Annotated in this window: 15 protein-coding genes and 1 tRNA gene; 14 read left to right on the top strand and 2 right to left on the bottom strand. The window is 72.3% G+C overall.

What is annotated here, in order from left to right; translation table 11 throughout:
• The first annotated feature begins 214 nt into the window (after nt 1-214).
• The 13 genes from K2224_RS04780 (at nt 215) to K2224_RS04720 (ending at nt 12,277) form a co-directional block, all read left to right on the top strand.
• Nucleotides 215-616 carry an NADH-quinone oxidoreductase subunit A gene (locus tag K2224_RS04780; protein ID WP_221905396.1) on the top strand — a complete coding sequence of 134 codons (402 nt, stop codon included), beginning with the start codon at nt 215-217 and terminating at the stop codon, nt 614-616.
• Nucleotides 607-1,263: an NADH-quinone oxidoreductase subunit B gene (locus K2224_RS04775; RefSeq protein WP_221905395.1), complete on the top strand. Its 657-nt coding sequence runs from the start codon at nt 607-609 to the stop codon at nt 1,261-1,263. The genes K2224_RS04780 and K2224_RS04775 overlap by 10 nt, the downstream gene beginning before the upstream one ends.
• Nucleotides 1,260-2,342: an NADH-quinone oxidoreductase subunit C gene (locus K2224_RS04770; RefSeq protein ID WP_221905394.1), complete on the top strand. Its 1,083-nt coding sequence runs from the start codon at nt 1,260-1,262 to the stop codon at nt 2,340-2,342. Before K2224_RS04775 ends, K2224_RS04770 begins: the two co-directional genes overlap by 4 nt.
• The gene (locus K2224_RS04765) at nt 2,339-3,304 is read left to right on the top strand and encodes a complex I subunit 1 family protein (protein WP_221905393.1); all 966 of its coding nucleotides are present in this window, start codon (nt 2,339-2,341) and stop codon (nt 3,302-3,304) included. The genes K2224_RS04770 and K2224_RS04765 overlap by 4 nt, the downstream gene beginning before the upstream one ends.
• A gap of 54 nt (nt 3,305-3,358) precedes the next feature.
• A complete protein-coding gene (locus K2224_RS04760) occupies nt 3,359-3,901 on the top strand; it encodes a 4Fe-4S binding protein (protein WP_260692334.1) in 543 nt (180 codons plus the stop codon).
• Nucleotides 3,898-4,488: an NADH-quinone oxidoreductase subunit J gene (locus tag K2224_RS04755; RefSeq protein ID WP_221905391.1), complete on the top strand. Its 591-nt coding sequence runs from the start codon at nt 3,898-3,900 to the stop codon at nt 4,486-4,488. The genes K2224_RS04760 and K2224_RS04755 overlap by 4 nt, the downstream gene beginning before the upstream one ends.
• Nucleotides 4,488-4,892, top strand: coding sequence for an NADH-quinone oxidoreductase subunit NuoK (nuoK, locus tag K2224_RS04750; protein ID WP_221905390.1), 405 nt, complete (start codon nt 4,488-4,490; stop codon nt 4,890-4,892). Before K2224_RS04755 ends, nuoK begins: the two co-directional genes overlap by 1 nt.
• Nucleotides 4,889-6,886 carry an NADH-quinone oxidoreductase subunit L gene (locus K2224_RS04745; protein WP_221905389.1) on the top strand — a complete coding sequence of 666 codons (1,998 nt, stop codon included), beginning with the start codon at nt 4,889-4,891 and terminating at the stop codon, nt 6,884-6,886. The genes nuoK and K2224_RS04745 overlap by 4 nt, the downstream gene beginning before the upstream one ends.
• Before the next feature lie 17 nt (nt 6,887-6,903).
• Nucleotides 6,904-8,511 (top strand): NuoM family protein, encoded by a 1,608-nt coding sequence (locus K2224_RS04740; RefSeq protein ID WP_221909432.1) that lies wholly within the window; start codon nt 6,904-6,906, stop codon nt 8,509-8,511.
• Nucleotides 8,511-10,034 carry an NADH-quinone oxidoreductase subunit N gene (locus K2224_RS04735; protein WP_221905388.1) on the top strand — a complete coding sequence of 508 codons (1,524 nt, stop codon included), beginning with the start codon at nt 8,511-8,513 and terminating at the stop codon, nt 10,032-10,034. The genes K2224_RS04740 and K2224_RS04735 overlap by 1 nt, the downstream gene beginning before the upstream one ends.
• Before the next feature lie 148 nt (nt 10,035-10,182).
• Nucleotides 10,183-11,049: a zinc metalloprotease HtpX gene (gene htpX / locus K2224_RS04730; RefSeq protein WP_221905387.1), complete on the top strand. Its 867-nt coding sequence runs from the start codon at nt 10,183-10,185 to the stop codon at nt 11,047-11,049.
• A 218-nt stretch (nt 11,050-11,267) separates the two neighbouring features.
• Nucleotides 11,268-11,660, top strand: a complete 393-nt coding sequence (locus K2224_RS04725; RefSeq protein ID WP_221905386.1) for a YccF domain-containing protein — start codon at nt 11,268-11,270, stop codon at nt 11,658-11,660.
• A 242-nt stretch (nt 11,661-11,902) separates the two neighbouring features.
• Nucleotides 11,903-12,277, top strand: coding sequence for a hypothetical protein (locus K2224_RS04720; RefSeq protein ID WP_221905385.1), 375 nt, complete (start codon nt 11,903-11,905; stop codon nt 12,275-12,277).
• A gap of 196 nt (nt 12,278-12,473) precedes the next feature.
• On the opposite strand, the gene K2224_RS04715 is transcribed toward K2224_RS04720, so the two are convergent.
• On the bottom strand, nt 12,474-12,749 hold the full coding sequence (locus tag K2224_RS04715) for a hypothetical protein (RefSeq protein ID WP_260692333.1): 276 nt from the start codon (nt 12,747-12,749) through the stop codon (nt 12,474-12,476).
• 212 nt (nt 12,750-12,961) lie between these two features.
• Entirely contained in the window at nt 12,962-13,450 is a 489-nt protein-coding gene (locus tag K2224_RS04710; RefSeq protein ID WP_221905384.1) for a YajQ family cyclic di-GMP-binding protein, read from the bottom strand.
• Nucleotides 13,451-13,639: 189 nt separating this feature from the next.
• On the opposite strand from K2224_RS04710, the gene K2224_RS04705 reads away from it, so the two are divergent.
• A tRNA-Tyr gene (locus K2224_RS04705) sits at nt 13,640-13,721 on the top strand.
• The last annotated feature ends 105 nt before the right edge of the window (nt 13,722-13,826 follow it).

The following is a 13,826-nucleotide window of genomic DNA, read 5'->3' as shown; positions in this document are numbered from 1 at the left end:
GCGGACGATTTCCGTCCGCGCCCTGAGACGCCCGGTAGCGCAACCGAGCCGTCCGTCTACGCTGCCGGCCACCCAGGTAGGGCGAAGTACGGACAACCCCGCCTGTCGCGGCCCACGCGGCTTCCCGGGGCGGCCCGGGCAGGGCCTAGACTCCCGTCCGTACAGATCGTGTAAAAGTCGTTTCAAGAAGCGCAGGCAGGGAGCGAGGGCGGACGTGCCGGATGCGACCGTACGCACCACCGTCGCCGCGGACTACTTCCAGGGCTATTCGGCCGTCGGGATCATCGCCGTGGTCGGGGTGCTGTTCGTCGCCGTGGCCTTCGGGGCCGGGCGGCTGCTGCGACCTGTCGTGCCCACGCCCGAGAAGCTGCTGACGTACGAGTGCGGAGTGGACCCGGTCGGCGAGGGCTGGGCGCACACCCAGGTCCGCTACTACGTCTACGCCTTCCTCTACGTCGTCTTCGCCGTCGACTCGATCTTCCTGTTCCCCTGGGCGACGGTCTTCGCCGCGCCCGGTTTCGGCGGGGTGACGCTGGTGGAGATGTTCGTCTTCCTCGGCTTCCTCGCCGTCGGCCTGCTCTACGCGTACAAGAAGGGCGTCCTGGAATGGACGTGACCCCCGCCCCCGCCGGCTCCGAGGCCGCACCCCGGAGCGCCGGCCCCGAGTTCCTGCCGGAGCCGCGGCGCCTCGGCGCGCTGGCCCGGCTCGCGCCGGAACCGATGAAGGTGGTCCTCAACTGGGGCCGCCGCTACAGCCTGTGGGTCTTCAACTTCGGACTGGCCTGCTGCGCCATCGAGTTCATCGCCGCGTCCATGGCCCGGCACGACTTCATCCGGCTCGGCGTGATCCCGTTCGCGCCCGGCCCGCGCCAGGCCGACCTGATGGTCGTCTCCGGCACGGTGACGGACAAGATGGCCCCGGCCGTCAAGCGGCTCTACGAGCAGATGCCCGAGCCCAAGTACGTCATCTCCTTCGGCGCCTGCTCCAACTGCGGCGGTCCGTACTGGGACTCGTACGCGGTGACCAAGGGCGTCGACCAGATCATCCCGGTGGACGTCTACGTCCCCGGCTGCCCGCCCCGCCCGGAGGCGCTGCTCCAGGGCATCCTCAAGCTCCAGGAGAAGATCGCCCGCGAGTCGCTCGGCGAGCGCTACCAGCGCGCCGCCCGGCCGTCCGCCGCGGCGCTGCGCAGCGGCCTGGTGCCGCCGCCGGCCGCCCCGGCGCCGGACGTGTCCGGCACGGCGGGGGAGGACCCCCGATGACCGAGCAGCCCGAGCAGCCCGAGCGCTCCGAACAGCCCGAGCGGCCCGACCGGCAGGGCACCGGGGCGGCCGCCGAGCCGGTCGTCGGTTGGCTGCCGGGCCCGGCCACCGAGCTCTTCGGCACCGGCGCCACCGCCGAGCTGGCGTACGACCTGCTGACCGTCGACGTCCCGGCGGACGCCTGGCTCGCCGCGCTGACCGCCGCCCGGGACACCCTCGGCTGCACCTACTTCGACTGGCTGAGCGCCGTCGACGAGCCCGGCACCGGCTTCCGGATCTGCGCCCATCTCGCCGATGTGGCGCGCCCCGGCACCGTCCGCCGGCTGGTCGTGCGGACCACCGTGCCGCACGACGCGCCCGCGCTGCCCACCGCCGTGGACGTGTTCGCGGGCGCCGGCTGGCACGAGCGGGAGACCCACGAGATGTTCGGCGTGGACTTCACCGGCCACCCGCACCTCGTGCCGCTGCTGCTGCCGGACGCGTTCGAGGGCCATCCGCTGCGCAAGGACTTCGTCCTGGCGGCCCGGGTCGCCAAGGCGTGGCCCGGTGCGAAGGAGCCGGGCGAATCGGAGCACGGCGGGCCCAAGCGGCGGCAGATGCTGCCCCCGGGCGTCCCCGACCCCAACGAGTGGGGCCCGCTCAAGGGCCAGTTGCCGCCCGCCCCGGCGCGGCCGGCCCGCGGTGCGCGGGCGGCGGCCGCCGGCGGCGAGCGCCCGCCCCGCCGCACCCGCAGCGCGAGCGCGGGCTCGGCGAGCCAGCAGCCGTCCGCGGCCGAGGCGCCGGAGGCCGGCACCCCGGCCGAACGCCCGGCCCGCGCCGCGGGCCCGGACCGCCCGCCCCGTCGCAACCGGTCGGTGAGCGAGGGCTCGGCCAGCCAGCAGGCGGCCGCCCGGCCGGCGGCGCCCGAGCCCGCCGCGCCCCCGCGCTCCGCCGATGCGCCCTGGCACCACGCCCGCCCGGCCTTCGACGAAGCGGAAGCCGCCGGGAAGCCGGCGCCGGCCCCCGAGCCCGCGCCGGCCCCCGAGCCCGACGGACCGCCCGCCCGGCGGCCCGAAGACGAAGGAGGCGACACCCCGTGAGCGACACCCTCGCCCTGGTGCTGCGCCTGCTCGCCGTCTTCGTCGTCTTCCTGGTCTTCCCGCTGGTCATCGGCCAGACCGAGCACAAGGTCATGGCCCATATGCAGGGCCGCCTCGGTCCCATGTACGCCGGCGGTTTCCACGGCTGGGCGCAGCTGGTCGCCGACGGCGTGAAGTTCGCGCAGAAGGAGGACGTCGTCCCGGCCGGCGCCGACCGGCGGATCTTCCAACTCGCGCCCGCGGTCGCGCTGCTGCCGTACCTCCTGGTCATGGTCGCCATCCCGATCGGGCCGGGCAACGCGGTCGGGCAGGCCCTGGACGCCGGCGTCTTCTTCGTGCTGGCCGTGATGGGCGTCGGCGTGCTCGGCTCCCTGATGGCGGGCTGGGCGTCGGCGAACAAGTTCTCCCTGCTCGGCGGTCTGCGGACGGCCGCGCAGCTGCTCGCCTACGAACTCCCGATGCTGCTGGCCGCCGCGTCCGTCGCGATGGCCGCCGGCACCCTCTCGCTGCCCGGCATCCTCGACGCCTTCCACTGGTGGTGGGTGCCGTGGCAGATCATCGGCGGGGTGGTGTTCTTCACCGCCGGCCTCGCCGAGCTCCAACGGCCGCCGTTCGACATGCCGGTCGCCGACTCGGAGATCATCTTCGGCGCGTACACCGAGTACACCGGGCTGCGCTTCGCGCTCTTCCTGCTCGCCGAGTACGCCGGCATCGTCGTGCTCAGCGCCCTGACCGCGGTCCTCTTCCTGGGCGGCTGGCACGGCCCGTTCGGCGCCGACGGCCTGGGCTGGCTGTGGACGCTGGTCAAGACCGCGGCGCTCGCCTTCGTCGTCATCTGGCTGCGGGTCACCTACCCGCGGCTGCGCGAGGACCAGTTGCAGAAGCTCGCCTGGACGGTCCTGATCCCGCTCGCGCTCGTCCAGATCGCCCTCACCGGCGTCGTCAAGGTGGTGATCTCCTAAGTGGGCATTCCTGGTTCCGGTCTCGCCAAGGGCCTGGCCGTCACGCTCCGGACGATGACGCGGAAGTCCGTCACCGCGCAGTACCCGGACGTCCAGCCCGACCTCGCGCCGCGCACCCGCGGCGTCATCGGGCTGTTCGAGGAGAACTGCACGGTCTGCATGCTGTGCGCCCGCGAGTGCCCCGACTGGTGCATCTACATCGACTCCCACAAGGAGACGGTGCCGCCGGCCGCCCCCGGGGGCCGGGAGCGCAGCCGCAACGTCCTGGACCGCTTCGCGATCGACTTCGCGCTGTGCATGTACTGCGGCATCTGCATCGAGGTGTGCCCCTTCGACGCGCTGTTCTGGTCGCCGGAGTTCGAGTACGCCGAGACCGACATCCGTGAGCTGACCCACGAACGCGACAAGCTGCGCGAGTGGATGTGGACGGTGCCCGAGCCGCCCGCCCTGGACCCGGCGGCCGAGGAGCCCAAGGAGATCGCGGCCGCCCGCAAGACCGCGGACAAGCTCGCCGCCCAACAGGCCGTCGCCGCACCGGAACAGCAGGCTGCCGACACAGCCACCGCCACCGACACCGGCAAGGGGGAGGAGACGTGACGCTCGCCGCCGCAAGCCACGGCTTCCTCTCGCCCACCGGCGTCGAGATCGCCTTCGTCCTCGTCGGCATCGCCACCCTCGGCGCGGCGCTGATGACCGTCGGCTCCCGCCAACTGGTGCACGCCGCGCTGTGGCTGGTGGTCGCCCTCGGCGGGATCGCCGTGGAGTACCTCCTGCTCACCGCCGAGTTCATCGCCTGGGTGCAGGTGCTGATCTACGTCGGGTCGGTGGTCGTGCTGCTGCTCTTCGGGCTGATGCTGACCAGGGCGCCCATCGGGCCGTCCCCGGACGCCGATTCCGGCAACCGCTGGGCCGCGCTCACGGTGGCCGGCGCCTCCGCCGCGGCCCTGGTCTGGGTCGTCGTCGACGCCTTCCGCGCCACCTGGATCGACCTCGACGGAGCCGCCCAGGGCACCGCCGAGGTCTCCGGCAACAGCCTCTTCCGCTACTGGGTGCTGCCCTTCGAGGCGCTCTCCGTCCTGCTGCTCGCCGCGCTCGTCGGCGCGATCGTGCTGTCCCGGCGGGGCGGCGGCGCGAAGGGCGCCGCCGAGACCACGCCCCCGGCCGCGGGGGAGGGGCGGCACTGATGCATCTCGCGTACCCGGCGGTCCTCGCCGTCCTCCTCTTCTGCACCGGCCTGTACGGCGTGCTCGCGCGCCGCAACGCGATCCTGGTGCTGATGTCCGTCGAGCTGATGCTCAACGCCGTCAACCTCAACCTCGTCGCCTTCGACGTCTGGCTGCGCGACACCCTGCACGCCGGACAGGCGCTCACCCTCTTCACCATCGCCGTCGCCGCCGCCGAGATCGGCATCGGCCTGGCGATCGTGCTGCTCGTCTACCGCAACCGCGGCAGCTCCGACATCGACCGGCTCCGCGACCTCGCCGAGCGGCCGGCCGGACCCGCCGGCCCGGGCGACCCGGGAAGCCCGGTCGGTGCGGCCGGGGCGCGGCAGCCGCAGCCCGACACCGGGGCGGAGGCCACCGCGTGACGCTCACGACCACCGCCGTACTCGTCCCCCTGCTGCCCTTCCTCGGGGCCGTCGCCGGGCTCCTCACGGGCCGCCGGTCGCCCGGCTTCGTCCGGCCGCTGGCCGTGCTGCCGACGCTCGCCGCGGCGGTGCTGGCCGTCGCCGTCGCCGTCGGCCAGGGCGGCGGCCCGGCCACCGACGTCGCCACCCGGCTCACCCCGACCGGCTCGCTCCCGATCGACCTGGCGCTGCACATCGACGGCTTCGCCGCGCTGATCGGCGTCCTCGTCGGTGTCGTGGCGACCTGTGTGCAGATCTACTCCACGGCGTATCTGCGCGACGATCCGCGCTACCCCTCCTACGCCGCGCTGGTCTCGCTCTTCACCTCCGCGATGCTGCTGGTCGTCTACACCGGCGACCTGATGGTGCTGCTGGTCGGCTGGGAGGTCATGGGCATCTGCTCGTACTTCCTCGTCGGCCACTACTGGGAGACCGAGGCCGCCCGCGCCGCCTCCCTCAAGGCGTTCCTCGTCACCAAGCTCGGCGACGTCCCCTTCCTCTTCGGCATCTTCGCGCTGGCCGCCGACGCCGGGACCTTCCGGATCACCGGCATCCTGGGCCATGTCGCCCGCGACGGGCTGCACCACCCGACGCTGATCGCGCTGCTTCTGCTGGCCGGCGTCGCCGGCAAGTCGGCGCAGTTCCCGCTGCACACCTGGCTCCCGGACGCGATGGCCGGCCCGACGCCGGTCTCCGCGCTGATCCACGCCGCGACGATGGTCGCCGCCGGCGTGTACGTCGTCGCCCGCCTCCTCCCGGTCTTCGCCGCCTCCGCGGCGGCGCTGGTCGTGCTCGCCGTGACGGCCGCGGTGACCATGGTCGGCTCCGCCCTGGCCGCGCTGGCCCAGGACGACATCAAGCGCGTGCTGGCCTACTCGACCGTCGGCCAGCTCGGCTACATGACCGGCGCGCTGGCCGTCGGCGACCGCGGCGCCGCCGTCTTCCACCTCCTGTCCCACGGTGCGTTCAAGGCCCTCCTCTTCCTCGGCGCGGGCGTGGTCATCCACGCCGCGGGCACCAACTCGCTGGCCGCCATGTCCCGCATGGGCGGACTGGCCCGGCGCGTCCCGGACGCCTTCTGGACGCTGACCGTCGCCCTGCTCGCGCTCGCCGCGATCCCGCCGTTCGCCGGCTTCTTCTCCAAGGAAGCCGTCCTGGGCGCCGCCGAGCACGCCGCCACCGGCCACGCGGCCGGCGTCCCCGGCGCCGCCGGCTGGACCGTCCTGGTCTCCGGCCTGCTCACCGCCCTCCTCACCGCCGCCTACGCCACCCGGCTGTGGCTGCTGACGTTCCGCGGCAGCGGCCCCGAGGTCCCCGACCACGGTCGTCAGCCGCTCGCCATGACCGCCACCCTGTGGGTGCTCTTCGTCCCCACGGTCGGCTTCGGACTGACCGCCCCCCTCCTGCCCGCGTGGTTCGACGGGCGCCCGCTCGAACCGACGGCCACCACCTCCGTGCTCGGCACCGGCGTCGCCCTCATCGGCGGCCTGCTCACCTACGCCGCCTGGCGCCACACCAGTGCCCGCGCCGCCCGCACCCCGATGGGAGCCGTCGCGGTCGTCGAGGACGCCGGCCCCGCGCTCGCCGAGGAACTGGCCATCGTCGGCCACCCCCCGGCCTACGGGGACGCCGCCGGCGCCACCGACCCGGCCGACCCCGGCCGGCTCCTGCTCGGCCCGCTGCACCGCCACGCGGCCGTCGGCTTCCACCTCGACGCGGTCTACTCCGCGCTGTTCGTCCGGCCCACCCGCGCGGCCGCGACCCTCGTCCGCTTCCTGGACCGGGCGGTCGTCGACACCTACGTCAGCGGCGCGGGCGCCGCCCCCCGCTGGCTGGGCGCCGCCGTCCGCCGCGCCCAGACCGGGAACGTGCAGACCTACCTCGGGGCGCTGCTGGGCGGCGCGCTCGTCCTGGCCATCGCCGCCGCCCTCGTCGCTACGGGCACGGGAGCCTGACCGTGAACCACACCGCCATGCAGATCCTCCTCGCGGGCGCCGTCGTCCTCCCGCTCGTCGGCGCGCTCGCCGCGCTGCTCCCGGCCCCGCCCGGCCTCAAGGGGAAGAACCCCGAACAGGCCGTGCTGCGCCACGGCGTGACCGTCACCGGCGTGGTGCTCGCCGCCACCATCGCGCTGGCCGCCGGCTTCGACCACGCTCACCCGGCGCGTATGCAGGCCACCACCGACCTCAGCTGGATCCCGGCCCTCGGCATCCGCGTCCACCTCGGTGTCGACGGCATCTCGCTCCCCCTTCTCGTCCTGACCGCGCTGCTGACCTTCCTCTGCGCCGTCTACAGCTACTTCAACATGCCTACGGGCCCGTCCCCCAAGGCATTCGTCGCACTGATCCTCGTCCTGGAATCCGGCACCCTCGCGACCTTCGCCGTCCTGGACCTGATGCTCTTCTTCCTCGCCTTCGAGATGGTCCTCATCCCGATGTACTTCCTCATCGCCCGCTGGGGCGGCGCCGGAAGGCAGGCGGCGGCCTGGAAGTTCATCCTCTACACGCTGCTCGGCTCGGTCGTCATGCTGCTCGGCCTCCTCCTCATCGGGCTGAAATCCGGCACCTTCGACATGGTCGCACTGGCCACTGACAACGGCCCGAAAGCCCAGCTCAGCCACACTGCCCAGGTCGTCGCGGTGCTCGCCGTCGGCATCGGACTGGCCGTCAAGTCCCCGATGTGGCCGCTGCACAGCTGGCTGCCGGACGCGCACACCGCCGCCCCGACCGCCGGCTCGGTGCTGCTGGCCGGCGTCCTGCTGAAGATGGGCACCTACGGCTTCGTCCGGATCGCGCTGCCGGTCACCCCCGACGGCCTGCACACCCTCGCGCCCTACCTCGGCGCCCTGGCCGCCGTCGGCATCGTCTACGGCTCGCTGGCCTGCCTCGCCCTCGTGCGCACCGGCGCCAAGGGAGACCTCAAGCGCCTGATCGCCTACAGCTCCGTCGGCCACATGGGCTTCGTCCTGCTCGGCATCGCGAGCATGACCCCCACCGGCGTCAACGGCGCACTGTTCGCCAACATCGCCCACGGCCTGATCACCGGCCTGCTCTTCTTCCTCGTCGGCGGTCTCAAGGACCGCACCGGAACCACCGACCTCGACGCCCTCTCCGGCACCACCGGTGCCGCCCTCTACGGCCGAGCCCCCCGCTTCGGCGGGCTCCTCGCCTTCGCCGCCGTCGCCTCCCTGGGCCTGCCCGGACTGGCCGGCTTCTGGGGCGAGATGCTGGCGATGTTCGGCGCCTTCCACCCCGCCGCCGGCCTCAGCCGCCCCGCGTTCCTGACGTTCATGGCCCTGGCCGGCCTCGGCACCCTGCTGACCGCCGCGTACCTGCTGCTGGTCGTCCGCCGGGTCTGCATGGGCGGCACCCTGAAGGCCCAGGCCGCCCCGACCGGCCCCGCCGCCCCGGACGACACCGGCGGGCCGGCCACCGCCCCCGCCCTCCCCGACCTCGCGCGCTACGAGTACGCGGCCTGGAGCCCCCTGGCCGTCCTCACCGTCCTCGCCGGACTGTGGCCCGCGGCCCTCCTCGGCCTCACCGACCCGGCCGTCCAGCAGCTCCTCGGAGGCGGCAAGTGATGACCCAGGCCCTCTCGCTGGTCCAGTCCGTCGACTGGCTCGCCATCGCCCCGCCCGTCCTCACCGCGGCCGTCGCCCTGGTCGTGCTGGTCGCCGACCTCTTCCTGCCCGCCGCCCGGAAGCCCCTGCTGGGCTGGGTCGCGACCGCCGGCCTGGCCGCCGGGGCCCTCCTGCTGCTGCCCCTCCTGGACGGCCGGCGGCACACCTTCTGCCTGACGGGCACCCCCGCCGCGTGCAGCTACGTGGCCGACCACTTCACCCTGATCGTCCAGTTCCTGGTGCTCGGCGGCGCGCTGCTGACGGCACTGCTGTCCATCGACACCATCAAGGACCACGACCTGCCCGCGGGCGAGTACTGGTTCCTGCTGCTCTCCTCCGCGGCCGGCGCCGCCCTGCTGCCCGCCTCCCGCGACCTGGCCACCCTGGTCATCGCCCTGGAGGTCGCCTCGCTGCCCGCCTTCGCCCTGGTCGGGCTGCGCCGCGGCGACCGCCTCTCCTCCGAGGCGGCGCTGAAGTTCTTCCTCTCCTCGGTGGCCGCCACCGCCGTGATGCTCCTCGGCGTCAGCTTCGTCTACGCCGCCACCGGGAGCCTCCACCTCTCCCGGGTGGCGCACGCCCTCACCGCCCTCCCGGATCCCCGGCTGGCCACCCTGGCCGGCACCGGTGTCGCCCTCACCCTCGTCGGCTTCGCCTTCAAGACCGCCGCCGCCCCGTTCCACTTCTGGGTGCCCGACACCTACGTCGGCGCGCCGCTGCCGATCGCCGCGTACCTCTCCGTGGTCGGCAAGGCCGTCGGCTTCTCCGGCCTGATCCTCGTCACCGTCCAGGGCTTCCCCGCGTACGCGGACGTCTGGGGCCCGGCGCTGGCCGTGCTCGCCGCGCTCACCATGACCGTCGGCAACGCCGCCGCGCTCCGCCAGGACCCGGCCCGCACCCACAGCGCCGTCCGCCTGCTCGCCTGGTCCTCCGTCGGTCAGGCCGGATACCTGCTGGTCCCGATCGCCGCGGCCGGCTACGCCCACGACCCCGCGCACGCCGTCGGCTCCACCGTGGCCTACGCCCTGATGTACGCCGCGGTGAACCTCGGCGCCTTCGCCGTCGCCGCCCTGGTGGCCCGCACCAGCCCCGCCAACCGCCTCGCCGACTACCGGGGCCTCTACCACCGCCGCCCCCTGGTGGCGCTCGCCCTCGGCTTCTTCCTGCTGTGCCTGGCGGGCCTGCCGCCGGGCATCATCGGCCTGTTCGCCAAGGTGACGGTCTTCTCGGCGGCGGTCGACGCCGGCCTGGGTTGGCTCGCGGTCGTCATGGCCGTCAACGTCGTGATCGCGCTCTACTACTACCTCCAGTGGACCGCGCTCCTCTTCCGGCCCGCGAAGGCTCCGGCCGGCGAGCCCGCCGAGCAGCTCCGCGCCCCGATCCCGGCGGCCCTGTCCACCGCCCTGGCCCTCGCCACCGTGCTGGGCGTCGCCCTCTCCGGCGCCCCCCAGCTGGTCCTCCGCTTCGCCGCCGGCGCCCTCCTCTAGCCCGACCGGCCCGGCCCACCCCGCCCCGCTGGCCGCGCGCCGGGGAACCACCCCCGCCGCTCTCGCGTTGACCAGTGAGCAAGGGTCCACTGGAGAGTGGAGAAACGAAGCAAAGGGTTCCCCTGCCGCACCACTTGGAGGGCGTACCGTGCACCGCCGGCACAACGGGCTCAGGACCGCCGTACTCCTCGGGGGACTGTCCGCACTCATCATCGTCATCGGCAGCCTCTTCGGCCGGACGGGACTGATCATCGCCGTCCTCGTAGCGCTGGCCACCAACGCCTACGCCTACTGGAACAGCGACAAGCTCGCCCTGCGCGCGATGCGGGCCCGCCCGGTCAGCGAGTTCGAGGCGCCCGGGCTCTACCGCATGGTCCGCGAGCTCTCGACCGCCGCCCGCCAGCCCATGCCCCGGCTCTACATCTCCCCGACCCAGGCACCCAACGCCTTCGCCACCGGCCGCAACCCCCGCAACGCCGCCGTCTGCTGCACCGACGGCATCCTCCAGATCCTCGACGAGCGCGAACTGCGCGGCGTCATCGGCCACGAGCTGAGCCACGTCTACAACCGCGACATCCTCATCTCCTCGGTGGCCGGCGCCCTGGCCTCGGTCGTGATGTTCCTGGTCAACTTCGCCTGGCTGATCCCCTTCGGCCGCTCCGACGACGACGAGGGCCCCGGCATCGCCGGCATGCTGCTGATCATGATCCTCGGCCCGGTCGCCGCCTCGCTCATCCAGCTCGCCGTCAGCCGGTCCCGCGAGTACCAGGCCGACGCCTCCGGTGCCCGGCTCACCGGCGATCCCCTCGCCCTGGCCTCCGCGCTCCGCAAGCTGGAGATCGGCACCCAGCAGCTCCCGCTGCCCCCCGAACCCCGCCTGGAGACCGCCGGCCACATGATGATCGCCAACCCGTTCCGCCCCGGTGAGGGCCTCTCCCGCCTCTTCTCCACCCACCCCCCGATGCGCGACCGCATCGCCCGACTGGAACAAATGGCTGGCCACCACCACCCCTGATCCCCCCACGCCCCGAAGCCCACGGGAGTGGCCCGCGCCGTTCCGCGTGGCCGTGCGAAGAGAGCGCTGGGCCCGCCCGCAATACCTTGAACACGGCCGGCCTGCGGCAGACTGAAAGAAGCCCGATTGCGGCACTGCCCGCCGCAACGGTTGGCGACGGTCGGCGCGTCTACCAGGTCAGAACCGTTCGCCGATGTGCCCGTGGAAGGCTGCCGATCATGAAGTTCATCCTCAACGTTATCTGGCTGGTCCTCAGCGGCTTCTGGATGGCACTCGGGTACGTCCTCGCGGGCGTGATCTGCTGCATCCTGATCGTCACGATCCCGTTCGGCATTGCCAGCTTTCGTATCGCCGGCTACGCGCTGTGGCCGTTCGGCCGGACGACGGTGGAGCGTCGGGACGCCGGTGCCGGTTCGGCGGTCGGCAATCTGATCTGGATCGTCTTCGCGGGCTGGTGGCTGGCCTTGGGCCACATCGCCACCGGGATCGCGCTGTGCGTGACGATCATCGGGATCCCGTTCGGCATCGCCAACTTCAAGATGATCCCGCTCTCCCTGCTGCCCCTCGGCCGCGAGATCGTCCCCACCGACCAGCCCTTCGCCACCCGCTGACCAGGCGGCGCCGTGCGCCGCGCCTTCCCGCTCACCGACTCAAAACGGATCAAATCGAACCAGCCGGACCGAGCGAACCGAGGTGCGCCGCCCCGCCCACCACCACGAATTCCAGAAACGCGAACCCGGCCAAATCGAGTGATCCGTGACGGCCTATTCCGCGAATTGCCGCTATTCGCGCCTTTCACCCGATCGGCTCTCCTCGGGGCGAAATCTTCCGCGGGCGTGTGCATGGTGGTCCCATGGACACAAAGCGCATGAATCGCCAGAAGAAATCCGTTTCTCGAATATTCGCGGTCGGTGCCGCTCTGGGCATCGCTCTCGCGGCGGGGGCGCCGACGGCCGCCCTCGCCGCCGGGAAGCCCGACCCGGACGGGGGCAAGGGCAGCAGCCACTCCTCGTCCAAGTCGGATACGACCAGCAAGCACGGCGCCGGCAAGGGGGATTCACGACACGACGGTGCCGACAAGGGGGGCTCCCGGAGCGACGGTGACGGCGAGAGCGACTGGGGCTTCCTTGAGCGGGGCCACCAGGGCGGCCACGGAAATCGCGGCGGCCACGGCGGCGAGGGCGAAGACGGTGACTGCAAAGGACTCATCGTCCTGCTCTGCGCGTAACGGAATTCCGCGGACACGGGGCGAGGCGGGGAATGAGCCGCGCGAATGCGTCGCCCTCCGCTCCCGCCTCGCCCCTCGCCCCTGACGGAAATCTCGCGCCGGAGTTTCTCCAGCATCTACCGCAGAGGTTTTCCTTTCCCCGTGCAAATAACGCCGCGCCCCCGGAGCGCATTGCTCCGGGGCGCGGTCGCCTGGGTCAGCGGCCGCCTCTCCGGCCGTCCAGCACGGTGGTGGCGGCGTTGCCGCCGGCCCGCTGGTCGACCTTGGTGATCCGCTTGTGGTTGTCGATGAAGAGGTCCGTGCGGCAACCATCGGTGGGCGGGAAGAGCAGGCTGAGACTGAACGAAGGTGTGCACCGCACGTTCTCGAAGAAGCCCTCACCCCCGCCCCTGGCGTCAGCCGTCCCCGCCACCGACAGCAGCAACGCACCGGCGCCCAGGGCGCCCGCGACCACACGCAATGCCTTTCCCACGACGGAACATCCTTCCTGTCCTGGTCCCGGACCGTTGCCGGGATCGTTGCGATAACGAAGCAGCAAAGCGTTGATCACGAACCGTTACGCCGTCGCGGTGACGGCTCTTCGTGACGCACCGGCCGGACCGTTGCGGGGACGCCGACGGGGCGGCGCGCTCCCGTGTCGCGCCGCCCCGTCGGCTCACTGCGTAACGCCCCCGCCGGGGACGCTCAGCGGTAGTTGACGAACTGGATCGCGAAGTCCAGGTCCTTGCCGCGCAGCAGCTGCTGGACGGCCTGGAGGTCGTCCCGGCTCTTGGAGCTGACGCGCAGCTCGTCGCCCTGCACCTGCGCCTTGACGCCCTTCGGCCCCTCATCGCGGATGATCTTGGCGACCTTCTTCGCGTTCTCCTGCGAGATGCCCTCCTGCATGGACGCGGAGATCTTGTACTCCTTGCCCGACGCCTGCGGCTCGCCGGCGTCCAGCGCCTTCAGCGAGATGCCTCGCTTGACCAGCTTGGACTGGAAAATGTCCAGGACGGCCTTCACCCGCTCCTCGGCGTTGGCCCGCATCTCGATCTTCTCGCCCGACCACTGGATCGACGCGTCCACGCCCTTGAAGTCGTAGCGCTGCGAGATCTCCTTGGCGGCCTGGTTGAGGGCGTTGTCGACCTCCTGCCGCTCGACCTTCGAGACGATGTCGAAACTGGAGTCGGCCATCGTGAGTTGGCTCCTCGTACGTAGATCCATCAGAGATGCGGTCCTTCCCGGACCGCCCGCCCAGCCTAGCCACCCGGCCAAGATCCATCGCTTCGGAAGCGAGTGGCAGAGCACCCCCCGCCATCGGGTATGGTTTACGTCGTTGCCAGCGAGCGCCGCCCCACAGCGGGGCTTCTGACGACACAACCCGGCGGTGTGCCCGAGCGGCCAAAGGGAGCAGACTGTAAATCTGTCGGCTATGCCTACCCAGGTTCGAATCCTGGCGCCGCCACAGCCATGAAAACCCCTGGATCGTAGAAATACGGTTCAGGGGTTTTTGCTGTGCCCACTTTCGTGTGGGGTCACGGGCCGCCGGATTCCCCCGACCACCGGCGTG

Origin of the sequence: Streptomyces sp. BHT-5-2 (assembly GCF_019774615.1) — a bacterium.
GTDB lineage: Bacteria > Actinomycetota > Actinomycetes > Streptomycetales > Streptomycetaceae > Streptomyces.
The sequence above is the reverse complement of the archived record's forward strand: the minus strand, read 5'-3'. Positions and strand labels throughout refer to the sequence as shown.